Annotated in this window: 22 protein-coding genes and 1 other RNA gene; 7 read left to right on the top strand and 16 right to left on the bottom strand. The window is 67.3% G+C overall.

Features of this window, described 5'->3' with window-relative positions; translation table 11 throughout:
- Positions 1-52: 52 nt before the first annotated feature.
- The 4 genes from ACM61V_RS10600 to ACM61V_RS10585 form a co-directional block, all read right to left on the bottom strand.
- Positions 53-478 carry a chemotaxis protein CheW gene (locus tag ACM61V_RS10600; protein WP_137786016.1) on the bottom strand — a complete coding sequence of 142 codons (426 nt, stop codon included), beginning with the start codon at positions 476-478 and terminating at the stop codon, positions 53-55.
- Positions 475-2,775, bottom strand: a complete 2,301-nt coding sequence (locus ACM61V_RS10595; protein ID WP_137786015.1) for a chemotaxis protein CheW — start codon at positions 2,773-2,775, stop codon at positions 475-477. Before ACM61V_RS10595 ends, ACM61V_RS10600 begins: the two co-directional genes overlap by 4 nt.
- Before the next feature lie 39 nt (positions 2,776-2,814).
- Positions 2,815-3,459, bottom strand: coding sequence for a histidine phosphotransferase family protein (locus tag ACM61V_RS10590; RefSeq protein WP_137786014.1), 645 nt, complete (start codon positions 3,457-3,459; stop codon positions 2,815-2,817).
- A 70-nt stretch (positions 3,460-3,529) separates the two neighbouring features.
- Positions 3,530-3,940 carry a Mov34/MPN/PAD-1 family protein gene (locus tag ACM61V_RS10585; protein ID WP_137786013.1) on the bottom strand — a complete coding sequence of 137 codons (411 nt, stop codon included), beginning with the start codon at positions 3,938-3,940 and terminating at the stop codon, positions 3,530-3,532.
- A gap of 10 nt (positions 3,941-3,950) precedes the next feature.
- On the opposite strand from ACM61V_RS10585, the gene ACM61V_RS10580 reads away from it, so the two are divergent.
- The 4 genes from ACM61V_RS10580 (at position 3,951) to ACM61V_RS10565 (ending at position 7,253) form a co-directional block, all read left to right on the top strand.
- The gene (locus ACM61V_RS10580; RefSeq protein WP_137786012.1) at positions 3,951-4,901 is read left to right on the top strand and encodes an RluA family pseudouridine synthase; all 951 of its coding nucleotides are present in this window, start codon (positions 3,951-3,953) and stop codon (positions 4,899-4,901) included.
- A gap of 65 nt (positions 4,902-4,966) precedes the next feature.
- Complete coding sequence (rpoH, locus tag ACM61V_RS10575) at positions 4,967-5,869, top strand: RNA polymerase sigma factor RpoH (RefSeq protein ID WP_137786011.1); 903 nt, start codon at positions 4,967-4,969, stop codon at positions 5,867-5,869.
- Between the two features lie 57 nt (positions 5,870-5,926).
- Positions 5,927-6,604 carry a monofunctional biosynthetic peptidoglycan transglycosylase gene (mtgA, locus tag ACM61V_RS10570; protein WP_137786010.1) on the top strand — a complete coding sequence of 226 codons (678 nt, stop codon included), beginning with the start codon at positions 5,927-5,929 and terminating at the stop codon, positions 6,602-6,604.
- Between the two features lie 97 nt (positions 6,605-6,701).
- Positions 6,702-7,253 carry a DUF3617 domain-containing protein gene (locus tag ACM61V_RS10565; protein ID WP_171007509.1) on the top strand — a complete coding sequence of 184 codons (552 nt, stop codon included), beginning with the start codon at positions 6,702-6,704 and terminating at the stop codon, positions 7,251-7,253.
- A gap of 53 nt (positions 7,254-7,306) precedes the next feature.
- Here the strand turns inward: ACM61V_RS10565 and ACM61V_RS10560 are convergent, their stop codons facing one another.
- The 7 genes from ACM61V_RS10560 to ACM61V_RS10530 all read right to left on the bottom strand — a co-directional run bounded on the left by ACM61V_RS10560 (position 7,307) and on the right by ACM61V_RS10530 (position 12,252).
- Positions 7,307-7,630, bottom strand: coding sequence for a YbaB/EbfC family nucleoid-associated protein (locus tag ACM61V_RS10560; RefSeq protein WP_137786008.1), 324 nt, complete (start codon positions 7,628-7,630; stop codon positions 7,307-7,309).
- Complete coding sequence (locus ACM61V_RS10555) at positions 7,627-9,252, bottom strand: DNA polymerase III subunit gamma/tau (RefSeq protein WP_137786007.1); 1,626 nt, start codon at positions 9,250-9,252, stop codon at positions 7,627-7,629. Before ACM61V_RS10555 ends, ACM61V_RS10560 begins: the two co-directional genes overlap by 4 nt.
- 85 nt (positions 9,253-9,337) lie before the next feature.
- Positions 9,338-9,435: signal recognition particle sRNA small type (gene ffs, locus ACM61V_RS10550), an RNA gene on the bottom strand.
- Positions 9,436-9,473: 38 nt separating this feature from the next.
- Entirely contained in the window at positions 9,474-9,719 is a 246-nt protein-coding gene (locus tag ACM61V_RS10545) for a hypothetical protein (protein WP_419713978.1), read from the bottom strand.
- A 33-nt stretch (positions 9,720-9,752) separates the two neighbouring features.
- Positions 9,753-10,088 (bottom strand): 2Fe-2S iron-sulfur cluster-binding protein, encoded by a 336-nt coding sequence (locus tag ACM61V_RS10540; protein ID WP_137786005.1) that lies wholly within the window; start codon positions 10,086-10,088, stop codon positions 9,753-9,755.
- Entirely contained in the window at positions 10,085-11,155 is a 1,071-nt protein-coding gene (locus ACM61V_RS10535; RefSeq protein WP_137786228.1) for a cysteine desulfurase family protein, read from the bottom strand. The genes ACM61V_RS10540 and ACM61V_RS10535 overlap by 4 nt, the downstream gene beginning before the upstream one ends.
- Positions 11,152-12,252: a cysteine desulfurase family protein gene (locus ACM61V_RS10530; protein ID WP_137786004.1), complete on the bottom strand. Its 1,101-nt coding sequence runs from the start codon at positions 12,250-12,252 to the stop codon at positions 11,152-11,154. Before ACM61V_RS10530 ends, ACM61V_RS10535 begins: the two co-directional genes overlap by 4 nt.
- 58 nt (positions 12,253-12,310) lie before the next feature.
- Here ACM61V_RS10530 and ACM61V_RS10525 point away from each other — a divergent pair, with 58 nt between their 5' ends.
- On the top strand, positions 12,311-12,967 hold the full coding sequence (locus tag ACM61V_RS10525) for an alpha/beta hydrolase (RefSeq protein ID WP_137786003.1): 657 nt from the start codon (positions 12,311-12,313) through the stop codon (positions 12,965-12,967).
- Between the two features lie 33 nt (positions 12,968-13,000).
- Here the strand turns inward: ACM61V_RS10525 and ACM61V_RS10520 are convergent, their stop codons facing one another.
- From ACM61V_RS10520 to ACM61V_RS10500, 5 genes are read right to left on the bottom strand one after another with little or no spacing between them, the layout of a single operon-like run.
- Positions 13,001-13,180, bottom strand: coding sequence for a hypothetical protein (locus ACM61V_RS10520; protein WP_137786002.1), 180 nt, complete (start codon positions 13,178-13,180; stop codon positions 13,001-13,003).
- Between the two features lie 5 nt (positions 13,181-13,185).
- Positions 13,186-14,133, bottom strand: coding sequence for an acetyl-CoA carboxylase carboxyltransferase subunit alpha (locus ACM61V_RS10515; protein ID WP_137786001.1), 948 nt, complete (start codon positions 14,131-14,133; stop codon positions 13,186-13,188).
- Positions 14,134-14,142: 9 nt separating this feature from the next.
- Positions 14,143-15,042, bottom strand: a complete 900-nt coding sequence (locus ACM61V_RS10510) for a tyrosine recombinase (protein ID WP_137786000.1) — start codon at positions 15,040-15,042, stop codon at positions 14,143-14,145.
- Positions 15,043-15,053: 11 nt separating this feature from the next.
- Positions 15,054-16,826: a hypothetical protein gene (locus ACM61V_RS10505; RefSeq protein WP_419713977.1), complete on the bottom strand. Its 1,773-nt coding sequence runs from the start codon at positions 16,824-16,826 to the stop codon at positions 15,054-15,056.
- Positions 16,807-16,944 (bottom strand): hypothetical protein, encoded by a 138-nt coding sequence (locus tag ACM61V_RS10500; protein WP_171007508.1) that lies wholly within the window; start codon positions 16,942-16,944, stop codon positions 16,807-16,809. The genes ACM61V_RS10505 and ACM61V_RS10500 overlap by 20 nt, the downstream gene beginning before the upstream one ends.
- A gap of 80 nt (positions 16,945-17,024) precedes the next feature.
- Between ACM61V_RS10500 and ACM61V_RS10495 the strand changes: the two genes are divergently transcribed.
- The gene (locus ACM61V_RS10495) at positions 17,025-17,567 is read left to right on the top strand and encodes a shikimate kinase (RefSeq protein WP_137785998.1); all 543 of its coding nucleotides are present in this window, start codon (positions 17,025-17,027) and stop codon (positions 17,565-17,567) included.
- Positions 17,564-18,661 (top strand): 3-dehydroquinate synthase, encoded by a 1,098-nt coding sequence (gene aroB, locus ACM61V_RS10490; RefSeq protein ID WP_137785997.1) that lies wholly within the window; start codon positions 17,564-17,566, stop codon positions 18,659-18,661. The genes ACM61V_RS10495 and aroB overlap by 4 nt, the downstream gene beginning before the upstream one ends.

Below are 18,661 nucleotides of genomic sequence, written 5' to 3'. Positions count from 1 at the left end.
TTGGAACGCAAAGATATTTGTTCATGACAGAGAGCGGTAACGGCAAGGTTAATCACACGACGCGTGAAACCAGGCGGGGCAAGTCCACCACCAGCATCGGTTCGCCGTCACGCACGGCCGATCCGGCAGCCACCTGAGCCCAGTGATCGCCGACCGCGACGCCGGACGCGAGCGGCGCGATCTCCACCGGCGCGACGTCCTCCATGCCATCGAGCAGCACCGCGTAAAGCTGCCCGTCTACCGAGGTCGTCACCGCGCGATTGCGCGGTTCGACCGGCGCGGGCAGCCCGAGCACCTGCCAGGTATCGATCACCGTCACCACCCGGCTGCGCAGTGCAGTCAATCCGCGCACCGCAGGCGCCGCGCCGGGCGCCGGGACGATCTCACCCACATCGACCACGGCCTCGACCTGCGCCGCGTTGAACAATACTCCACGGCCGCCGAGATAGCCGATCAGGTGGAGGTCGCTGTCGGTCATGCGGCTTTCTCCAGCGCGGTGAGCAGAGCGGCACGATCATAACGGTAAAGCGGGTCGGCCGGCGTGCGGCCCAGTCGAAGCACGCGGGCAGCGTCACCGCCAGCCGCCTCGTCACCGTCCATGGCGACTATGACGTCGGGTGTTTCTCCCTCCACCAGACGGCGCACGACCCGATAACCGGCCGCCTCGATCGAGGGCTTGAGGAATATTTCCATCCAGCCCGCTTCGGGCCCGCGCAGCAGGCAGATCGGCGCGCGTCGCGCGTTAAGGGCGCTCTCGGTCAGTACCAGCGGGTCGATCAGTTCGACCGGCTGGCCATCCAGCATCACGACACCCGCGATCACGCCGGGAACCGACGCCGGCGAAATCTCCGCCGGCAGCGTGACGATATCGAGCGCCTCGCGCACGGGATAGGCGAGCGCACCCAGTTCCTCGTTCAGTCGCAGCGCCGACCATCCCGGTTCGGCCGCGCGGGGCGGAACCGCGCAGACCAGCCCGATCGCCTGGCCGCCGGCGGTCATCCACCACTGGCCTGCCGCCTCGTGGATCGCCTCGCGCGGCAGCGCCTCGATCCGGTTGACCGCCGCCAGGGCGATCGCGCGGCGCCGTCCGTCGATATCGTGAAACAGCAAGGCCTGGATACCTTCCTCGCCGAGAGGAGCGGCGGCGAGCGCTTCTTCGCGCTCGATCGCGGAGAACTGCAGCCCGGCAACCGTCGCGATGCCGGCAGCGTCGAGCAGCAGCATCGGACGTCCACTGTCCGGCAGGCTCTGTCCGGCATAGACGCCTGCGCGCATCACCGCGGGCGCTGCGGGCTTGATGACGAGCTCCTCGGTATCGATTACCGTATCGACGGCAAGCGCGTAGGCGCCGCCAGGCACATCCACCACGATCAACAGCGCGGGCGGGCGATGCGGCAGGCCGAGCAGCCGATCGAGCGCGACCAGCGGCAACTGACGCTCGCGGATCGTGGCGACCCGCCCCTCGCCGATCGCATCGATCCGCACCACGTTCGCGCGCGCGGACACGATCTCGTCGACGGCCTGACGCGGCAGCGCGAACGCCTGGCCGCCTGCCTCGACAATCACCGCCGACAGGATCGCCAGCGTCAGCGGCACTTCAAGCGTGATACTCAGCCCGCGACCGGGATTGTTGGCAATCGCGATCCGCCCGCCGATCTGCTCCACGTTGGTCCGCACGACATCCATGCCGACGCCGCGCCCGGAGGTTTCGGTCACGACATCGCGGCTCGACAAACCCGGCTCGAAGATCAGATCAAGCCGCCCGCGCTCGCCCAGCGCGCGAAGTTCCGCATCGCGCGAGGGGTTCTTCGCCAGCGCGCGCGCCAGCAACAGGTTCGTATCGATCCCGCGCCCATCGTCCGCAATCTCCACCAGGATGCGATTACCCGATTGCCGCGCCGAGACGGTGAGCCGCCCGGTCTCGCGCTTTCCTGCCCTGCGGCGCTCGGCGGGGGTTTCGAGGCCGTGATCCAGGGCGTTGCGGACCATGTGAACCAGTGGATCGCGCAGCAGCTCGATCATCTCGCGATCCAGCTCCACATCGCCGCCATCGATCGACAGCGACACCTGCTTGCCAAGTGCGGCGGCCGTATCCCGCACGACGCGGGGGAGCGCCGAGAACAGCGCATCGACGGTCTGCATCCGCGTGCGCGTCACCGTGTCGCGCAGATCGGCCACCGTCTGTGACAGGCGATCGAGCGTGGAACCGACCAGTTCCTCCCCGCTGTCCCGCAATCGGCGCGCCAGTTCGTTGCGCGCCAACACCATCTCCGACACACCGTTCATCATGCGGTCGAGCAGATCGACCGACAGGCGGATGCTGCGGGTCTGCCCGCGAGCGGCGAGCATCGTGGGTTGGGCGATCAGCGCGACACCGTCCGCGTCGAAATCGTCCACACCATTCCCGTCCCCCCCATCAAGCGCAGCGATCAGCGCGTCCTCGCCGCTGTCATCAAGCGCGACGCCTGCATCGATCGCCTCCACGATCTCGCCGATGCGATCGACGATGGAGAGCACGGCGTTGACCAGCCCGCGATCCGGCAACCGCTCGCCCGAGCGGACCGCCGCCAGCACATCCTCCGCCGCATGGCTGAGGCGGCCGACCCGGGGCAGATCCAGGAAACCGCAACTGCCCTTTACGGTGTGCACAAAGCGAAAGATCGAATCGAGCCGGGCGCTATCGGCCGGATCGGCTTCCCACGCGACGATCTCGCCCGCGATCGCTTCCAGCGATTCGCGGGTTTCGGCGATGAATTCCGGCAGCAGGTCTTCCATGTCGCGGTAGCTGTGCACCGCTGACAGTTAAATCAGCGTTTACCGGCCGTTGAGCGCCGCGCCGAACAGGAGCACATTCTCCGACGGCGCACTCACCTGCACCGACCCGCCGGTTTCGGTGACGAGCGAATGGACAAGATAGGCCGCCGCGCCGCGCGGCGTGATCTCGCGCCCGTCGGCGCCGTCGAGCAATGTCAGCCGCAGCTCGTCGTCAAGGATGACGCGCGGCCCCTCCGCCTTCAGCACGATCTCGATTACCCCGGCGTTATTCTCTCCGCCGATCGCCAGCGTGCCGCCGCGCACCAATGCGTCGCCGGCGATCATCGCAAGGTTCAGCAGCACCTTGATCGCGGTTTTGGGTAGTTCGGCTTCCTCGACCAGCCATTGCAGCTCCAGCCGCTTGTTGTCCCCCAGCAGCCCCTCGATCGCGACCTTCGCCTCGCGCGTGTCGACCATATCCCCGAAACCGCCGGCGGCGCCGAACGCCAGCCGGAAGAATTTGAGCTTGTTCGCAGAAGCCCGCGCGCTGTCGTTCAGCAGCTCCAGACAGCGCTCGCGCATCGCCGGATCTGTTTCGTCCGCCAGCAATTCCAGGCCGTTGTTGAGCGCCCCTACCGGCGACAGCAGGTCGTGGCACAGCCGCGAGCAGAGCAGGCTGGCGAAATCGACCGGGCTGATCGTCATATAGGTCCCCTCCAGGCACGCATAAGTGCCGCCGCCCGCGTATTGGCGAAGCGCGGACTCGCGCGCAAGTCTAGTCCGCAACGATCACCAGCGGATCGAAGCGACCATGCACCGCTCCATCGTGCACGGCACGCCACGCCCGCGCCTCGCCACCTCGCCCCACGATCAGCCAGACCGCCCCGTCAGGCGCCGCGCTCGCCGCGTCGGTAAGCGATGGCATGGCGTCACCCGACGGGTGCGAATGATAGTGGCCGATCACTGCATCGCCGCTCGCCCGCGCCGCGCGATGCGCCGCCAGCAACGCTACAGGATCGAGTTCGAACCGGGCGGCCGGTTGTGGATGCACGTTCGCGCATCGCAGCAGGCTGATTCCGCCATTCCGCGGTTGCAGGATAAGCCCGCATATTTCCTCGCCGCTCGCCCCCGCTTCCGCGGCGAGTTGTGCGAGCAGCGATCTTGAAATCATGAGCGTACTATCCATCTAAGACACAATGCACCGGGGGACTTCCGTTATTCAAGCGACGATCACGGCGGCGGCAGCCGGCTGGCGCCTGGATCGTGCACTCGCGGAGGCTGTTCCCACCCTGTCGCGTGAGCGGCTGAAGGTGCTGATCGCGGGCGGCAAGGTTTCTCGCGACGGTCAACTGGTCCGCGAGCCGGCGCGAAAGGCCGCGGCTGGCGAGATGTTCGCCATCACCATTCCCGATCCCGTGCCGGCGCATAATGAAGCGCAGGATATCCCGCTCGTCGTCACGTTCGAAGATGAACACCTAATCGTCATCGACAAGCCGGCCGGGCTGGTCGTCCATCCCGCCGCCGGCAATCTCGACGGCACGTTGGTCAACGCATTGCTGCATCACTGCAAGGGATCGCTCTCGGGGATCGGCGGGGTAGCGCGGCCGGGCATTGTCCACCGGATCGACAAGGACACCTCCGGCCTGATGGTCGCCGCGAAGACGGATCGGACGCACGAGGGGCTGGCGAAGCAGTTCGCCGACCATTCGATCGATCGCCGCTATCTCGCGATCGTCTCGGGCCAACCCATGCCGCCCGCCGGAACCGTCGATGCGCCGCTGGCGCGCAGCCCGCAGAACCGCAAGAAGATCGCGATCGTCAGCGGCGGCAAACGTGCGGTGACGCATTACAGAACGGTCGAGCGCCTCAACCGCGATGCCGCGCTGGTGGAATGCCGCCTCGAAACCGGGCGAACGCATCAGGTCCGCGTGCATATGGCGTCGCTGGGCCATGCGCTGCTCGGCGATCCCGTCTATGGCCGGACGAAACAGGCGCATCGCGCGATCCTGGAAACGCTCGGTTTCCGCCGCCAGGCCTTGCACGCGGCCCGCCTGGGGTTCATTCATCCTATAACAAGAAACGCTTTGTCGTTCGAAAGTGCAATGCCTGCTGACATGCAGGAACTGTTCATTCAGCTCAACGTATAGTTCGGGAAACGACGCGACACCCGTTTGGGGCCGCGACTTTCCGGGAAAGGGAAAGGGTAACGATCATGGCAAACCGCAGCAACGTCCCAGCGACGATCCCTGCGCTCGGTGGGGAGCAGAGCCTCAACCGCTATCTGGCCGAGATCAAGAAATTCCCCATTCTGGCCCCCGAGCAGGAATATATGCTCGCCAAGCGTTTTCAGGAGCATGGCGATACCGAGGCTGCTGCCCAGCTCGTCACGTCGCATCTGCGCCTCGTCGCTAAGATCGCGATGGGCTATCGCGGCTATGGCCTCCCCGTCAGCGAGCTGATCTCGGAGGGCAATATCGGCCTGATGCAGGGCGTGAAGAAGTTCGAGCCCGATCGCGGGTTCCGCCTCGCCACCTATGCGATGTGGTGGATCAGGGCCTCGATCCAGGAATTCATCTTGCGCTCGTGGAGCCTGGTGAAGATGGGCACGACGGCCGCGCAGAAGAAGCTGTTCTTCAACCTGCGCCGGATGAAGGCCCGCCTCGATGCATTCGAGGATGGCGATCTTCGCCCTGAGGATCTGACCAAGATCGCGACTGATCTGGGCGTGTCCGAAGCGGACGTGGTCAGCATGAACCGTCGCATGGCGATGGGCGGCGACACCAGCCTCAACGTGCCGATGCGCGAAGATGGCGAGGGCCAGTGGCAGGATTGGCTTGCCGACGATTCGCCGCTTCAGGACACGGTGGTGGCTGACGCCCAGGAAGCGGATGTGCGGCACGATATGCTGGTTTCGGCGATGGATGACCTCAACGACCGCGAAAAGTACATCCTCACCGAGCGCCGCCTTACGGACGATCCCAAGACGCTGGAAGAACTCTCGCAGGTCTATGGCGTCAGCCGCGAGCGCGTGCGCCAGATCGAGGTACGCGCCTTCGAAAAGCTGCAGAAAGCGATGATGCGGCTGGCCGGCGAGAAGCGTCTGCTCCCCGCCTGAGACCGGTCGGCGACGGGGCATTGCTGGCGATCATGTTGCTCGGCTAACGACGGGAATATGATCGCTCGCATCCTTCGCATCGGCGGCAAGATCGCTATCTGGTTCGTCGGCATATCCGTGCTCTGGGTGGTCATCCTGCGCTTCGTACCGGCGCCGATCACGTTCACGATGCTGGGTGATCTGCTGTCCGGCCACTCGATCAGCAAGCAATGGCGTTCGCTTGACCGGATCGATCCCAACATGGCGCGCGCCGCGATCGCGGGCGAGGATGCGCGTTTCTGTTCCCACCACGGTTTCGATTTCCGGGCGATCGCCGGCGCCGCTTATCGCAACGCGGAGGGCGGTCGCATCCGCGGCGGATCGACGATCAGCCAGCAGACCGCGAAGAATGTTTTCCTGATTCAAGGCGGCGGCTATGTCCGCAAGGCGTTCGAGGCCTGGTTCACCGCGCTGATCGAGGCGATCTGGGGCAAGCGGCGGATCATGGAAATGTATCTCAACGTCGCTGAAACGGGCATCGGCACCTATGGTGCGGAGGCCGGGGCGATGCGTTACTTCAACCATTCCGCCAGCCATCTCACCCCGCTGGAGGCCGCCCGGATCGCGGCCGTACTGCCGCTGCCGAAGAAGCGGGAGGCGGTCGATCCCGGCGGCTTCGTCCGGCGCCATGGCAATGCGCTCGCCCGCTACGTCGGAGTCGTGCGGCGCAATGGCCTAGATAGCTGTCTGAGATAATTGAAATCAGCCGAACGGATACCCGGCCGATCGCGCGCGTTGAGGGCTGACTGGCGAGCAAACGAGCCACGTCGGGAACACGCGGGAGATGGATACGATGAAACTGTTCTATGCGGCGGCGCTAATTCCGCTCATCCTCGCCGGGTGCGACAAGAAGCCGGAGTTCAAAGCCGAAAATGCATCCGTGGCCGAGGTCGCGAGCGCGGCAAACAGCATGATCCGCATGGAGCCCGGCAAATGGCGGACCGAGGTGTCGGTCGATTCGGTCGAGATCGCCAACGCCCCCGCGCAAGTCGCCGACGCGATGAAGCGGCAACTGTCGGCAACGGGCAAGCAGACGGCGGAAAGTTGCGTCACGAAGGAGCAGGCCGAACGTCCGCCGGAAGATTTGCTTGGCGGCAAGGGCATGAAATCCTGCCGCTACGACAGTTTCGCGATCAAGGGCGGCAAGCTCGACGCGCAGATGACCTGCCAGGGCGGCCCGGCAGGCCCGGCCAGCAAGATCCAGAGCAAGATCACGGGCGATTTCGGCAGCAAGAGCTACGATCTGGTGAGCGAGACCAGCGCGCACATTCAGGATCAGTCGATCACCACCAAGACCAAGATAAAAGGCGCGCGCATCGGCGATTGCACGCCCGCGGCAAGCTGATCGTCATCGACCGGCGCGGGCGATGTCACACGCCGCGCCGGTCATGAGCCATATCAGAACGGCAGCTTGAAGCCCGGGGGCAGCGGCAGGCCGCTCGTCATCTTCGACATTTCAGCCGACGACGCCGCATCGGCCTTCGCACGCGCGTCGTTGAGCGCGGCCGCGACGAGATCTTCCACCATCTGCTTTTCGGATGGCTGGAGCAGCGATTCATCGATCGTCACGGCGATGATACGGCCCTTGGCCGATGCCTTCACCTTGACGAGCCCGCCACCGGCAGCCCCCTCGACCTCGATCGTGTCGAGGCTCTCCTGTGCCTTGGTCAGCTCGTTCTGCACGTTCTGCGCCATGGCAAGAATGTCGTTCAAGTCTTTCACATCATGCTCCGTTTGGGCCATTCGATAAGTTCGGCGTCGGGAAAGGCGATGCGCGCCGCCGCGACGATCGGCGTGTCGAGAATCGCCTGTCGCGCGGCTTCTTCGGCGGCATCATCCGCCTCCTTCATCGTCGGCGCGCCCGGCTCGTCCACCAGGGCGACCTTCCACGCGCGCCCGGTTTCCGCCTTCAGCACCTGCGCGAACTCGCTCAGCGTGTCGGCGGATAGCGGACGTGAACCGCTGAAGGCGATCTCGCCATGCGCGATGCGCACCAGCCGCCCGCCGCTGCGCAGCCGGTGATAAAGCGCGTGATGCCCGCGATCCTCGAGCAGCGCCATCAAGCCGGCAAACTCGTTCGGCGCGGGCTGCACCGGCGCGGGTGCAGCCGCTGCGGGGCCATTGACCTGGATCGATCCGCCCGCGATCTGCCGCGCCAGTTCGCCGGGATCGGGCAAGGTGGAGGCGTGGACGACACGCAGCAACGCCATCTCGGCCGTCTCGATCGGCATCGCCGCACGGGCAACCTCGTCATGCCCCTTGAGCAGCAACTGCCAGAGCCGGTGGAGCATCGCGAACGAGAGCTTCGTCGCCCATTCGCGATAGGCGGCGCGCTCGACTTCGGGCTGGGCCGGATCGTCAGGCGCACCCACTTTCGCCAGCGTTACGCCGTGCACCGCCTCCAGCAGCGCGCGGAAAACCGATTGCGGATCGACCCCTAGATCATATTGCCGCCGCAGCGCCGCCAGCGCGGCCGGCGCATCGCCCGCCAGCAGCAATCCGAGCAGATCGCGAACCGCGCCGCGATCCGACAGGCCCAGCATCTCGCGCACCGCCGCGGCGCTCACCCCACCGCCTTCGAGATCGGCGTGCGCGATCGCCTGATCGAGGATCGACAGCCCATCGCGCGCCGATCCTTCCGCCGCACGCGCGATCAGCGCCAGCGCCTCGGGCTCGGCTTGCGCGCCCTCGCGTTCGCACACGCGGGTGAAATGATTTGCCAGCATCTCCGCCGGTATCCGCCGAAGGTCGAACCGCTGGCAACGCGACAGCACCGTGACGGGCACCTTGTTCACCTCCGTCGTGGCAAACAGGAATTTCACATGCGCGGGCGGCTCCTCAAGCGTCTTGAGCAGCCCGTTGAAGGCCGCCTTGGACAGCATGTGAACCTCGTCGATGATATATATCTTGTAGCGCGCGGAAACCGCGGCGTATCGCGATGCCTCGATGATCTCGCGGATGTCGTCGATGCCGGTGTGGCTGGCGGCGTCCATCTCGATCACGTCGATGTGCCGCCCCTCGGCAATCGCGCGACACGGCTCGCACACGCCGCACGGGTCGATCGTCGCCCCGCCCTGCCCGTCCTCGCCGATGCAGTTGAGCGCCTTGGCGATAAGCCGCGCGGTGGAAGTCTTGCCAACGCCGCGTACGCCCGTCAGCAGAAAGGCGTGGGCGATCCGGTCACGCTTGATCGCGTTCTCCAGCGTTCGCACCATTGCCTCCTGCCCGATCAACTCGGAAAAGGTCTGCGGCCGGTATTTGCGGGCCAGGACGCGATAGGCGTCCGCACCGCGCTGTGGCTGGGGCGGTTCGTCTAGGCCGAGCGAGGTCGAGAGTTCATTCACCCGCCCTAGATAGGCGCTGCCAGAGGATTCGTCAGCGGGGAAATGATGGTGCGGCTTGCGAAGATGTGCGCATCGCCACGCGCCGACGGGTGGGAGCCGGAACGACCCGAGGCGAAATCGTTGTGGCTGCTTCCGTCAGGATCTGACCAGGTTGGCGACGACCACGTCCGCCCGACTCCCGCGCGCCATATGGCGAAGCCGGGCGGCGTGTTCAAGCTATCTTACCAGGCGCGGACGCGATAGCATACGCGATGGCGGTTATAGCGCCCGCGCCATTCGCAGACCCGCCGCCACTGCGGCCCGCGATGCCAGCCGCGCCCACGGTCCCAGCCGCGATGGTGGCCCCGATCGCCGCGCCACTCGCGATGGTCGCGGTTGCCGTCGTTCCAGCGCTGCGCGTCGGCCGCGCTCGGCGCCATCGCGCTGACCGCCATCACGCCGGCCAGGCCCAGGATCATCTTCTTCATATGCCTTCTCCTGCTTGTGGGAAGGACATTGCTTCAGCGCCCCTGCATGTTCCGTGAACCCGATGGTAATCGTACAGTCAGGCCATCGAGCGCCTCACTCAGCACGATCTGGCAGGAGAGGCGGCTGGTTCGCGTCGCGCCGAAAGCCAGATCGAGCATATCCTCCTCGTCCGCGCTCGCGGGCGGGATGCGATCGAAATCCGCGTCATCCACGATGACATGGCAGGTCGCGCACGCCATCTGGCCCTCGCAGGTTCCCTCGAGCGGCTGCCCGGCGCGCTGCCCGATATCGAGCAGGCTCTCGCCGGCGCTGGCTGGCGCCTCCGCGATCGTGCCATCGACGGCGATGAAACGCACTTTCAGGCTCATGCCGCTATCCTCTGCGCATCGGCCGCCGCGAGGATGCGGGCCAGCGCCGCCTCCAGTTCGCCCTCGCTGGTGTAGCGCCCGAACCCGAGGCGGATGGAACTGCGCGCTTCCGCGTCGGTAAGGCCGATCGCCTTCAACACGTGGCTCGGCCGGCCCGACCCGCTCGCGCAGGCCGAGCCTGCCGAAAAGGCAATGTCGCGGCAGTCGGACACCAGCCGGTTCACGTCCAGGCCTGCGCGCCGGACGTTGAGGTTGCCGTGATAGCGTCGATCGGTCGCGCCGTTGACCGTCCAGCCGCCAAACATATCGGCGGCGATCGACCACAATCGCTCGACATGCGCGTGATCCTGCTCGACTCGCTCCGCCATCAGGCGCGCCGCGACGCCGAATCCGACGCAAAGCGCCGGGCTCAGCGTGCCCGAACGCCCGCCCTCCTGATCGCCGCCATGAAGCAGCGGCCGGAGCGTCACACCGTCGCGTATCCACAGCGCGCCCACGCCCTTGGGCCCGTGGATCTTGTGTGCGGACAGCGCGATCAGGTCGCACCCGTCGGGAATGGCGACGCGGCCGTAGCCCTGCACCGCGTCACACAGGAACAGCGCCCCCGCAGCGCGCGCGTCCCGCGCGATGTCAGCGACCGGATGGATCACCCCGATCTCGTTGTTGACGAGCATCGCCGCGACCAGCCCCGCACCGCAGAGAGCGGGGGCCAGCGCCGCGCGATCGACCATGCCATCGCGATCTACCGCAACGATCCGCGCACCGCTCGACGCGCCGGCGGTATCAAGCACCGCGGCATGCTCGGTAGCGATCGTCACGACTGGGCCGTCGACGCCCTTGATCGCCCAGTTCAGCGCCTCCGTCGCGCCCGAGGTGAAGACGACCCGCCCGCCATCCGGCAGCAACGCCGCGATCCGGGCACGCGCCACCTCGATCGCCGCCCTGCCCTTTCGGCCGGCGGAGTGGGCGGAATGCGGGTTCGCAAAATCGTCGCGCAGCCACGGCACCATCGCCTCGAACACCTCTGGCGCCAGCGGTGTCGTCGCCTGATAATCGAGATAGCTCATGCCGCCAGCCGCCGCGCCTGTCGCGCCATGTCCCGCCACGCGATGACGAAGCGATCGACGTCGGCCTCGCTCGTCGTGCGGCCGAAGCTGACCCGCACCACCTCGCGCGTGTCATCCTCGTTCCACCCCATCGCGCGCAGGACGTGGCTTGGCTTCATGCTGCCGCTCGCGCAGGCGCTTCCGGCCGAAACGGCGATGCCGGCCAGGTCCAGCCGGATCAGTTGCGCGGTCGCCGCCAGCCCCGGCAGGCGATAGCTGCCGATCGCGGGGTGACGCGGTGCGCCCTCCGCGACGACGAGCCCCCCGGAGCGTCGGATCGCATCGTCGAGCTTGTCGCGCAGCACCCCGTGATCCGGCTCCGGCTCCGCCAGCGCGGCGGCATAGCCCAGCACGGCGGGCAAATTCTCCGTCCCCGGCCGATAGCCGCGTTCCTGCCCACCGCTTGGTCGCAGCGTCGCGAGATCGCGTACCAGCAGCGCGCCGATGCCCGGCGGACCGCCGCGCTTGTGCGCCGAGAGCGCGACGAAATCGGCGTGACCGGCCAGGTCGCGAGCCGCAGGCATCTGCGCCGCATCGACCAGCAACAGCCCCCCGGCGGCATGCACCATTTCCGCGACGGCGGCGATCGGCTGCCGCACCCCCGTCTCGCTGTTGCACCATTGCAGGCACACGAGTGCGGGGCCGGCCGCCAGCAGGTCCGCCAGCGCGACGGGATCGATCACCCCTTCCCGGTCCACCGGAGCCGTTTCCGCCACCCCCGCCGCGCGGATCGCGGCATCATGCTCAACCGCCGAAATGATGCGCCGCCCGATCAGCGATCGCCCCAGCGCCAGGGCCAATGATTCGCTCGCGCCGCTGGTGAACAGCGTTTCATGCCTCCAGCCATAGGCCGCCGCGATCGTCGCCCGCGCTTCCTCCAGCGCGGCGCGCGCGGCGCGCCCCTCGCGATGCGGCGACGAGGGGTTCGCCCACATTCGCTGCCCGCGCGCGACCGCAGCGATCGCGTCCGCCGTCATCGGGGTGGTGGCGGCGTGATCGAGGTAGAGACGCGGTGGCGCTGCTTGTTCGGGCAAAACTCGTTCCAAATCCGGTGACATTTCCTATATAGCGCGCAACGCCCGGCGCTACACCCGCGCCGCCAATGAACGGGAAACAATGCCTGAAGTTATCTTCCCCGGCCCCGAGGGCCGTCTCGAGGGGCGTTTCGCCCCCGCTCCCAAGCCGCGCGCGCCCGTCGCGATGATCCTGCATCCGCATCCGAATGCGGGCGGCACGATGAACAATCATATCGTGCAATCGCTGTACAAGACGTTCCAGCGGCGCGGATTCGCCACGTTGCGCTTCAATTTCCGCGGCGTCGGAAAAAGCCAGGGCACGTTCGACAACGGCATCGGCGAGCTTTCCGATGCGGCGAGCGCGCTTGACTGGGTGCAGAGCTTCCATCCGGAAGCATCCACCACCTGGATCGCCGGCTTCTCGTTCGGCGCGTGGATCGGCATGCAGTTGCTGATGCGCCGCCCTGAGATTCGCGGCTTCATCTCGGTCGCGCCGCCTGCGAACCTCTATGATTTCACCTTCCTGGCGCCGTGCCCCTCTTCGGGCATCATCATCCAGGGCGAGCAGGACGAGGTGGCCACGCCGGGCGCGACCCAGAAGCTGGTCGATAAGCTGCGCACCCAGCGGCACATCACGATCCACCACGACGTGATCCCGCGCGCCAATCATTTCTTCGAGCATGAGATGGACGACCTGATGAGGTCGGTCGACAATTATCTCGACATGCGTCTCGCGCCGGATTCGCCGATCCGCTGATCTACGGGAAGGGGCGCTGCCGGCGCCCCTTTCTCACGCCGTCGGCAAGGTCCAGATCAGCACGTTGGCCACCAGCACCGCCGCCATGACGAGCAACAGCGCGCCCTTTCGGCGATCCCGGCCCTTGCTCACCAGATAGAGTCCGCCGATCAGACAGGCGAAGGCGCCGATCATCGCGATCGCCGGCGCCGCCTGAGCGATGCCGGTCAGCATGCTGTTCACACGCGGCCCATGGCGAGGAATTTCGCCCGGCGATCCTTGCGCAGCGCCTCTGGCGACATGCCCGCAAGCTCACCCAGCGACCGCTCGATCGCATCGCCCAGCGCACTGATCGCCACGGCCGGTTCGCGATGCGCGCCGCCCACCGGCTCCGGAACGATCGCATCGATCACGCCCAGCGCCTTCAGATCCTGCGCCGTCACCTTCATCGCCTCCGCCGCCTCGGCTGCCTTGTCGGCGGTGCGCCAGAGGATCGAGGCGCAGCCTTCGGGCGAGATCACGGAATAGACGGCATGCTCGAACATCAGCACGCGGTTGCCGCTCGCCAGCGCGATCGCGCCGCCCGAGCCGCCCTCGCCCACCACCGCCGCGACCATCGGCACGCCCAGCGCGAGACTCGCCTCGGTCGAGCGCGCGATCGCTTCGGCCTGCCCGCGCTCTTCCGCCTGCAGGCCGGGGAACGCGCCCGACGTGTCAACCAGCGTGACGACCGGCAATCCAAACCGGTCGGCAAGGTCGAGCAGGCGCACCGCCTTGCGATAGCCCTCCGGCTTGCCCATCCCGAAATTGTGCTTCAGCCGCGAGGCGGTGTCATCGCCCTTCTCGTGCCCCAGCACGAGCACGCGCTGCCCGCGAAACGTCGCGAACCCGCCCAGGATCGCCTGATCGTCGGCAAAGCCGCGATCGCCCGCGAGCGGCACGAATTCGTCGAACAGTCCCGCGACATAATCCTTGAAATGGGGGCGTTCCGGATGGCGCGCGATCTGCGTTTTCTGCCACGGCGTGAGCTTCGCGAAAGTGTCGCGCAACAGCTTGTCGGACTTGGCCTGAAGTTTGGCGATCTCGGCACGGAGATCGACCCCGCCATCGGCGCCCGTCTCACGCAGGTCGTCGATACGCGCCTGAAGCTCGGCGATCGGCTTCTCGAAATCGAGGAAAGTCGGCATCGTGGTGCGCTAGGGCGAGCGCTTGCCCGCGTCAACGAGTGGATGACGTTCGTTGACCAGTTCAACGAGGCGGCGGCTGTCCACGTGCGTATATATCTCGGTCGTCGCGATATCGGCATGGCCGAGCATCGATTGCAGCGCGCGCAGATCCGCGCCGCCTTCCAGCAGATGCGTCGCGAAGGCATGGCGCAACACGTGCGGGCTGATCCGGTCTGGCGGTATGCCCGCGGCCGCCGCCAGCGCGCGCACGAGCTGATAGAGGCGGACGCGCGAAAGATGCCCCTTCCCCGACGGAAACAGAAAGGCGCGGTCGGCCGCCACATGCTCGCGCCACCTCGCGACAGCCGCGCGTGCGCGATCCGATACCGGCACCAGCCGCTCGCGCCCGCCCTTGCCGCGCAGAATCAGAAACGGGCGATCCGGCTGGATCGCATTGCGCGGCAGCGAGACCAGTTCGGTCGCGCGCAGGCCGGAGCCGTAGAGCAGTTCGAGCAGCGCCTCCATCCGCCGGTCGCCCGGATCGACAGGGTCGCGTGCAAGCCGCGCGGTGATCGTGGCGAACAGACGATCGATATCGGCATGCGACAGGGTTTTGGGCAGCGCGCGCCGCGCGCCCGGCCGGGGGAGCGCATGGCCCGGATCGTCGCGTCGCAGCCCCTCGTCCATCAGGAACGCGTAGAAGCGCCGGAGCGCCGCCGCCTTGCGCGCCACGCTGGAGCGCGACAGGTCCAGCCAGCTTTCGCCCAGCCTGGCGAGCGCAGCCTCGTCGGCGTTCGCCAACGCGCCCCCGAGGGCGTCGGAAGCGAGCGCCAGATCGCTGCGATAGGCGGCGATAGTGTTGCGCGCCGCGCCCACCTGCGCCGCCATCATCTCCAGAAAGCGGTCGATCAGGGCGCGATCATTGCTCATCGCGATCCCGCTCAGGTGCGCGTGAGCGCCTCTACCGCGATCATCCGCGCGTCGCCGCCCAGCCCGACGAAACGCAGGGCCGTGATGATGCGATAGAGCATGTCGGGCGGCACCCCGCGCCAATCGCCGGTCTGCATCCCCGCGGCGGCCAGCAGCAGCACGGTCGCAGGCTGGCGCTCGCGCGTGGCGCGGTCCAGCGCGCGGGTCCAGGCGTTCTCGGTGCCGATCCTGACATCCAGTTCCTGCGCACCGCGCTCGATATCGTTCGGCGCAAGTCGGCCCAGCCCCGCGAGGCCGGCAAAAAAGAGCTGCCGCTTTCTGGCGGCGGCGTAGCCGGAAACCTGGCTGTAGCCGAGCCGGCCCGTCGCATCGGGATCGGCCAGCGCCAGCAGCGCCCAGCCATCGCTGCCCGCCGGCGCCGTATCGCGCCAGCGCATCGCGGTGCGATCCATCCCGGCGGAAAGCATCGCGGCGATGAGGCGATCGGCCTCGTCCTTGCCATCTCCGGGGCGCACCCGGCCCGCGGCACGCGCGGTAAGGATCAGCCGGGCGTATTTCGCCTGCGGCGCGGTGCCCGCCTGCCACAATTGTCGCAGCGCGCCGATCCGGGTCGCGACATCCGCGCCGGCATAGGCGCTGCGCAGATCGGAGGCGGTCGCCGAAAGCACCGCCGGCGCATCCTCCATCGCGTCGAGCGCGCCATAAAAATCGACCAGCGCGAGATTGGAGATCACCCCCATCGCCGCTGCCCGCTCCGCCGGCTCGATCCGATCGGCCAGCGGGATCGCCGGGGCCAGCGCGCGCCAGCCCGTCACCTGGGGGCCGACCGTTTGATACAGCGAATCCGGCACCGCGATTCCGGTCGCGATGGCAAGGCCGAAGCGCCACGCATTCAGCTGGACGACCGGCGTCCACTCGATCGTGATCGCCTGGCGGCTGTCCGCGCCCGCGCCGATCACCTTCTGCGCCAGTTGCAGATCAACGCCGCTGGCCACGCGCGCCCGGCGTGCTTCGGCGATCAGCGGCTGCGCCTCTCCCGGCGTGCCGACCAGCGCCGCGCACATCGCCTGTGCCAGCACCCAGCCCGGTTCGCTGTCGTCGCGCAGCGCCGCATCGGTCAGCGGGCAAAGCGCCGCGGGATCGGCCGTCGCCAGCGCCGTCTGCATCCACACATCACGCAGCTTCGGCGTGACGTTGCCGATATCGACCGACTGCGCGAGCGCACGCGCCGAAACCGATTCGCCCATGCGCAGCAGCAGCCAGGCGCGCTCGGCGGCGAAATCCGCGCCGTTCAGCCCGCGCGGCGTGTTGACTTGCGATACAAGTGCGCGGCGCAGCGCGATCGACAGCCAGCGTGATGGCAGCGGCGCGGAGAGCCGCCGCATCAGCGTTTCGAGGAAGCGACCGTCGGCACTGCCCCACGCATCGGGCGCAAGCCCGCCCTCGCTGGCGCCGGTCGGCCCGACGAAATCGAGCGAGCGCCGCGCGAACGGGGGCATTTCATATTGCGCCAGCGTCGCCGCATCGGGTGTGGGCGTCGCGCTCGGCTCCGGCGCGGGCAGAAGCGCGTTATCCGCAACGTTCGACGGCAGCTGCTGGACAGTGCCGGTGGGTACGGCGGCCGGCGCGCCAGATGGCGCAGCCCCGCCAGGCTGCGCTACCGGCTCGCCAAAGCCGGGTGGCAGGAGCGATTCGGGGTTCTTGCTGTTCTGCGCGATCGCGGCGGCGGCAAGCGAAGCGGCCGTCAGCGCGGCCGCCGCGATCTTAACCCGCGAGATTGCCAAGCTCGACCGCCTTTTCGATCCGCGTCGTCGGCTTTTCACCCGCTCGCCCGGCGAAGAAAAACAGCGCGCCGATCACGATCAGCAGCAGCACCACGAGCGAGACGACCAACCGAGACATACACCTATCCTGTCCGACGCGGGAACCCGACCATGTGAACTATGGTCACCGCGTCGCTGCGCTGTATAGCCGCACGAACGATGTTGCAAAGCCCCGCCTCCCTTCAGGCCACCTGGAACGGTCAGCCGATCGTGCTGGTCGGGCTGATGGGCGCGGGAAAGTCCACGGTCGGACGGCGGCTGGCGATCCGGTTGGGCCTGCCGTTCGTCGATGCCGACAATGAGATCGAGCGTGCCGCCGGCATGAACATCGCGGAGATATTCGCCCAATATGGCGAGCAATATTTCCGCGATGGCGAGCGCCGGGTGATCGCCAGGCTTATGGACGGCGCGCCGAAGGTGATCGCGACCGGCGGCGGCGCATTCGTCAACGATGAGACGCGCGCGCTGATCCTTTCCGACGCGCTTGCCGTCTGGCTCGATGCCGCGATCGAGGTGCTGGTGGAACGGGTGCGCAAGCGCAGCCACCGGCCGCTGCTTGTCGGCAAGGATCCGGAAGTCGTGCTGCGGGAACTGGCTGCGGCGCGCAACCCGCTTTACGCGCAGGCCCCCGTCCGGGTGCCGAGCAACAACGTGCCCCATGAGATGACGGTGCGCGCGATAATGGAGGCGATCGGCAAGTGAGCGTGGTAAAGGTCGAACTGGGCGCACGGAGCTATCCCGTGGTCATCGAATCCGGGCTGCTGGCGCGCGCAGGCGCGCATATCGGCGAGATCGCGCGCGGCCGCCCGATCGTGATCGTATCCGACGAAAACGTCTCGACACACCTTGCCACGCTGCGCGCCTCACTGGACGCGGCGGGTTTGCGGAGCGAGTCGATCGTGCTGCCCGCGGGCGAGGGATCGAAGAGCTGGCCGACGCTGGAGGCGCTGTGCGACCGGCTGCTCGATCTAGGTGTGGAACGCGGCGATCATGTGCTGGCGCTCGGCGGCGGGGTGATCGGCGATCTGGTCGGCTTCGCCACCGCGATCCTGAAGCGCGGCTGCGGCTTCGTTCAGGTGCCGACGACGCTGCTTGCGCAGGTTGATTCGTCGGTTGGCGGCAAGACGGGGATCAACACCCGCGCGGGCAAGAACCTGATCGGCGCATTTCATCAGCCGAAGATGGTGCTGATCGACCCGGATGTGCTCGATACGCTCCCCGCGAGGCAGCTGCGCGCCGGTTATGCGGAGGTGGTGAAATACGGGTTGATCGACGATGCCGGCTTCTTCGCCTGGTGCGAGGCCAATGGCGCGCGGTTGCTGGCCGGCGATGCGGATGCCCGGGTGCAGGCGATCACCCATTCGGTCGCGGCGAAGGCGCGGATCGTCGGCGATGACGAGTTCGAGACGTCGGGCCGCCGCGCGTTGCTCAATCTTGGCCACACGTTCGGCCACGCGCTCGAGGCGGAAGCGGGCTTCTCGGATCGCCTCCTCCACGGCGAGGCCGTCGCCGCGGGCTGTGCGCTGGCATTCGGTTTCTCCTCGCAACAGGGCCTGTGCCCCACGATCGACGCCGATCGCGTCGCGACCCACTGGCGCGCGAACGGCTTGCCGGATGGCCTCGCCGCCGCCGGGATCGACGCCCCCGCTGCGCGGCTGATCGAGCATATGCGCCATGACAAGAAGGCAAGCGCCGGCCGCATCCCCTTCCTGCTCGCGCGCGGGATCGGCGCGACCTATCTTGATCGTGACGTGGATCTCGGCGCGGTGGAGGCGTTTCTCGCCACCGCGCGGTAA

This window comes from Sphingomonas sp. TX0543, from assembly GCF_048565505.1.
In the GTDB taxonomy this organism is placed as follows: domain Bacteria; phylum Pseudomonadota; class Alphaproteobacteria; order Sphingomonadales; family Sphingomonadaceae; genus Sphingomonas.
This window is presented reverse-complemented; position numbering and strand designations above follow the sequence as displayed.